This window comes from Streptomyces sp. NH27 (genome assembly GCF_056859195.1).
Map to the genome: position 1 here is coordinate 1 of NZ_JACEGK010000579.1, position 4,771 is coordinate 4,771.

4 protein-coding genes and 1 pseudogene are annotated in these 4,771 nt (G+C 72.8%); 2 read left to right on the plus strand and 3 right to left on the minus strand.

Annotation, left to right across the window (positions count from 1 at the left end):
* Positions 1-947: DUF4037 domain-containing protein (locus AC13HU_RS32310; RefSeq protein WP_483045537.1), on the minus strand; the 947-nt coding region annotated here is incomplete at its 3' end.
* A gap of 217 nt (positions 948-1,164) precedes the next feature.
* Positions 1,165-2,871 carry an FAD-binding oxidoreductase gene (locus tag AC13HU_RS32315; protein WP_483045538.1) on the minus strand — a complete coding sequence of 569 codons (1,707 nt, stop codon included), beginning with the start codon at positions 2,869-2,871 and terminating at the stop codon, positions 1,165-1,167.
* Positions 2,872-3,144: 273 nt separating this feature from the next.
* Between AC13HU_RS32315 and AC13HU_RS32320 the strand changes: the two genes are divergently transcribed.
* Both AC13HU_RS32320 and AC13HU_RS32325 read left to right on the plus strand, forming a co-directional pair.
* Positions 3,145-3,324, plus strand: coding sequence for a hypothetical protein (locus tag AC13HU_RS32320; RefSeq protein WP_483045539.1), 180 nt, complete (start codon positions 3,145-3,147; stop codon positions 3,322-3,324).
* A gap of 208 nt (positions 3,325-3,532) precedes the next feature.
* A complete protein-coding gene (locus AC13HU_RS32325) occupies positions 3,533-3,925 on the plus strand; it encodes a PPOX class F420-dependent oxidoreductase (protein WP_483045540.1) in 393 nt (130 codons plus the stop codon).
* 116 nt (positions 3,926-4,041) lie between these two features.
* Here AC13HU_RS32325 and AC13HU_RS32330 read toward each other — a convergent pair.
* Positions 4,042-4,771, minus strand: a pseudogene (locus AC13HU_RS32330) (protein kinase family protein); the annotation flags it as partial.

Below are 4,771 nucleotides of genomic sequence, written 5' to 3' on the forward strand. Positions count from 1 at the left end.
GGGTCGGTGATGGTGGCGGTGAGCGCGTGCGTGAAGCGGTGGGCGTCCAGCACGAGGAACGGGCGGTCGTGGAACGGCCGGACCGCCGGGTCGAGCGGGTCGGTGAGGGCGAGGGCGTTGTGGAGCGCGGCGGCGCCCTCGTAGGCAGGCGACAGGTGCCGCTCGCGCTCGCGCCATGTGCCGGCGGACAGTGCACCGGAGAGGTGCGGGGTGAGGTCGGCGGCGCAGGGCAGCGCGGCGAAGGCGGTGCCGAGCCACTTGCCGTAGGGCGGGTAGACCCGGTGCATCAGCAGGCACAGCCGCATCAGGTCGCGGACCTGGCGGGCGGCGACCACCGCGGAGCCGAGTTCGTCGCCGACCTCGCCGCAGCGGCCGACGAAGGGCTCCTCCTGGGACAGCCGCATCCACTGGCAGGCGAGGACGTGGCGCCACACGTCGTCCGGGTACCAGGCGAGCAGTTCGCGGTACGCGGCGAGCCGGCCGAGACCGTCGTGGAAGACGGCGCCGGCGGTGAGTTCGCGCAGGGTCTGGGTCGGGGTCGTCAGCCAGGCGGAGACCGGCACGCCGTCGGCGGGGTCCACGCCGAGCCGGTCGGCGAAGTACGCGCGCAGGTCGATGACGTCGACCCGGTGCCGGGCCGGCGTGCCGGCCGGGAAGGCGAAGCGCACCGGGTGGCCGCCGAACGCGTCGGGCAGTTCGCGGTCCAGCAGCGCGGTGAGGTCGGCGGCGCGGGCCCGGAAGTCCTCGCCGCCGAGGAAGACCTGTACCCGCGGGCCCCACGCGTGGTCGGTGGAGCGCTCGGTGTCGTATCCCTGCACCTCGGAGCCGGCGCCGATCAGGCCCGCCGAGTACGGCACCCGGTCCAGCGCGGCGTCCAGGAGCGGCGCGACGACCTCGGCGTGGAATGTCTCGGCGAGCTCCAGGCCCGGTACGAACGATCGTGTCACGCCCTCACCCTCGCAGAGCGCTCCGCCGGTCGGCGAGCCGACTTCGGCGCCGCCGCTTCCGGTCCGGCCGAGCCGCCGCCCGATCCGCCGCCCGGTCCGGCCATGTTCCAACCGCCGTGCGGGCGCGCGGGCTTCGGCCGCCACCGCTCCAGCGACAGCCGCTGCTTCGCCGAACCGCTCACGGCCCGGCGGCGGCTCGACCGCTGAGGCCGCACGCCTACCCGCCGGTGCGGGTCGGGGACCGGTCGGATCCGTCGGGTGGCGCGGTGGCGGCGCCGGTCCGACGTGGTCCCCCCGCAGCGGAGGCGCTCTGGATCGCGAGAGCGTGGTGGAAGACGTCGAGGGGGTCCCAGCGGGCCTTCACCTGTTGCAGGCGGGGGTAGTTGTCCTTGTAGTAGAGGGTGTGCCAGGGCATCGTGGAGGTGTTCCAGGCGGGGTCGGCCAGGTCGGTGTCCGGGTAGTTGACGTAGGAGCCGTCACTGACCGTGCCGGGTACGGGGACGCCGCCGGTGTCGCGGTACACGTCGCGGTAGAAGTCGCGGACCCAGGCCAGGTTGGCCGCGTCGTCGGCCTCGTCGGTCCAGACGGTGTGGAAGTCGGCCTTCATGACCGAGTCACGCTGGGCCACCGCGGTCGCCCCGGGCCGGACGGCGTTGACCTGGCCGCCGTATCCGATCAGTTCCAGGGTGCCGACCGGGGTCCCGGTGGAGTTCGTCAGATGCCGGTGGATCGTCGCGAGTTGCCCGCCGGTGAACGACCGGCGCAGATAGGCGGCCTTGATCTTGTACCGGCGGGTGACCACGTCGCCGGCCTCACCCGCGCCCGGCCAGGTGATCGGGTGCAGCCACGGCATGGTCCGGCGGTCGTCGAGTGCCGGCTCGACCCCGGTGCCCGCGGTGACGGCGGACACGAAGGCCGTCACGAGGTCGTCCGCGCCCGGGGTGTCCGCGTCGATCTGGACGATCATGCGGAAGTCGCCCGCGCTGCGGTGCGCCGCTTGCAGGATCGCGTACAGGTTCGCCTGCGGTGTGCCCGGCGCACTGTTGCGCTCGTGCCAGCTCCCGAAGTTGCGCAGCAGCGTGGTGAACGCCTTCTCGGTCATCCGCTCGTCCCAGGCCCAGACGACCAGGCACTCCAGGACCCTGGCGGGTGCGGCCGGCAGCAGCCGCGAGGGATCGGTGCCGGTGGCTCCCGGCGTGCGCATCCAGTACCTGGTCACGACGCCGAAGTTGCCTCCGCCGCCACCGGTGTGCGCCCACCACAGGTCGTGGTGCGGATCGCCCGGTTCGCGGGTGGCGGTCACCGTACGAACGGTGCCGTCGCCGCCGACGACCACCACCTCCACGCCGTGGAGGTGGTCCACCACGGAGCCGTACCTGCGGGAGAGCGGCCCGTATCCGCCGCCGCACACATGTCCGCCGGCCCCCACGTGCGGGCAGCCTCCGCCGGGAATGGTCACGCCGTAGCGCGTGAAGAGCGTCCGGTAGACATGCCCCAGCGTGGCCCCCGGACGGACCACGAACGCGCCCCGGTCCCGGTCGTACCCGACCTCGTTCATGGACGAGAGGTCCAGGAGCAGACGCACCCCGGGCTCTGCGGTGAAGCCCTCGAAACAGTGCCCGCCGCTGCGCACCGCGATCCGGCGCCCGGAATCCACGGCGTCCGACACCGCGCGCACCACCTGGTCCGTCGACTCGACCACCCGGATCTCGTCCGGATTCCCCACGAAGCGCCAGTTGTCGCCTCGCAACAGGCTGGCGTAACGGGAATCCGCCGGCCCGACCGACACCGCCGCCTCCGGCCGGACGGCTCCCGCAGCGGCGGCTTCGGCGGTGCCCTGCGAACAGGCCGTGGCAAGACCTGTCACCGCACTGCCTGCGGCCAGAGCGCCCGCTGCCCCCAGCAGCCCGCGACGGCCCACCATGGCACGACCCGACACGTCCACCCGCAACCTCCCGTATCACGATCACGATCACGATCATCCGAAGCCGTCATTCCGCCCTCTCGGAGAGCGTAGAGACGCAACGGCGGATTGCCCGGATTGGACCGGAACGGCACGCTGATTCACCCATGGATCCGCGGGCCGCACACCTTCCCGCGCGATGCCGGCGACGAGCCGCACGCCCTCCGGAGTTCCGCGGTGGGCGTCCGCCCCATCCCGGTCATACGGTGGTGGAGTACGCACTCCCATCGGGAAGTGAGCGACATGGACAAATCCACGGACAAGGACCGGAAGGCGTGGCAGGCCGCCGAGGCCGAACGGCGCTCGCAGGACAGCGGCGCCCACGAGGCGGACGAGACGTCGGATCGCGGTGACGAGCACTTCATCGAGAAGGGCGACCACTCGCAGCAGTCCCTCAAGCGCGACGACTCGTAGCAGACCGCAGCCGACCACCGCCCACGGTGATCATTCAGACCGGACGACGTCCGCCCGTCACCACGGGGCGGGCGTCGACGCATCTCCCGACCCGGGCGGATCGCGTCCGTGCCGGGCGGTGCCGGCCGATGTCACAAAGGGACAGCCGGCCCTGTCGTACTTACGACCGGCCCGCACACCGGCGGGCCAGGAGCACCGGAGGCATCCGATGACGAACACCCCTTCCCCGTTCGAGCCCTTCGTCCGGCAGAAGACGGTCCTGCTCACCACGTACAAGAAGGACGGCACGCCCGTCGGCACGGCCGTCAACATCGTCGTCGACGGGGAGCGGGCCTTCTTCCGGACCTACGACGCGGCCTGGAAGGTCAAGCGGCTGCGGAACGACCCGCGCGTCGAGATCGCGCCGTCCACCGTGCGGGGCAAGCCCACCGGCCCGGCCGTCGAGGCGCGGGCCACGCTGCTCACCGGTGAGGAGGCGGAGCGCGCCGCGAAGGCCCTCGCGCACAAGTACCCCTTCCTGCATGGGGTCCTGGTCCCGTTCGTGCACCGCAGGAAGCGCTACGCGACGCTGCACTACGCCCTCACGGTGCCCGGCGAATAGCTCCGGGGCCCGGCCCCGGGTTGTTCAGGGCTGCTCAGGGGCTGTGGGGTTGCTGGGTTGCTCAGGGCCGTCCGAGCGGTCCGATCCGTCCGGGCTGGCCGGTCCGCTCCGGCGGGTCAGCGGGCGCGCGGGGTCTGCCCCGACGCCCGCCCGCCGGCCAGCGCCCGCCGGATCTCGGCCGCGGGAAACGGGGTGCGCTTGCTCTGCGTGAGCAGCCGGCGGTGGAAGTCGTCCAGAACGACCGCGTGCGGGGCATGGCGGTCGATGATCGCGCCGATCTCGGGCGGCACCCCCTCGGGCCGGTGACCGTCGGCCCACGCGCGCAGGAAAGTCACGAGCTCGGTGTCGCCGCCGATGATGTCGGGCAGGTGGTGGCGGAGCAGGTGGCACGGCGCGTACGAGCGGTCGTAGACGAGGTGGCCGGTGAGGAAGGCGGCCTCCTGCGTCGACAGTGCGAAGTCGTGGCTCGACGCGAGCCCGAAGTCGGCGAAGTACAGCCGCCGGCCGTCGGTGAGCAGGTTGGCGAAGTGCGCGTCGAAGTGGACGAAGCCGCGGGTGCTCATGAACTCCGTGCCGCGCCGCAGTTCGTCCTCGACCCACTGGTAGGCCGGCCCGCCTCCCAACGCCGGTCGGGCCGCTTCCCGGGCATCGGTGAGCCAGGCGGCGAGCGTCCACGGCACGTGCTCCAGGAACAGCACCAGGCTCGCCGCCGACCTGCCGATCGCCTCCAGCCGGCGGCGCACGGCCGCCGACCCGTCCCAGTGCGCGACGGCTCCCTCGACGCCCCCGAAGGCGTCGGCGAAGCCGGTGGGCGGGCTGTCCGGCAGCACCCGCCAGTGGTACAGC

What these genes read in the sequence shown, in the direction of transcription:
- AC13HU_RS32315 (WP_483045538.1), bottom strand. Translation starts at nt 2,871, where the DNA reads ATGGTGGGCCGTCGCGGGCTGCTGGGGGCAGCGGGCGCTCTGGCCGCA.
- AC13HU_RS32325 (WP_483045540.1), top strand. Translation starts at nt 3,533, where the DNA reads ATGACGAACACCCCTTCCCCGTTCGAGCCCTTCGTCCGGCAGAAGACG.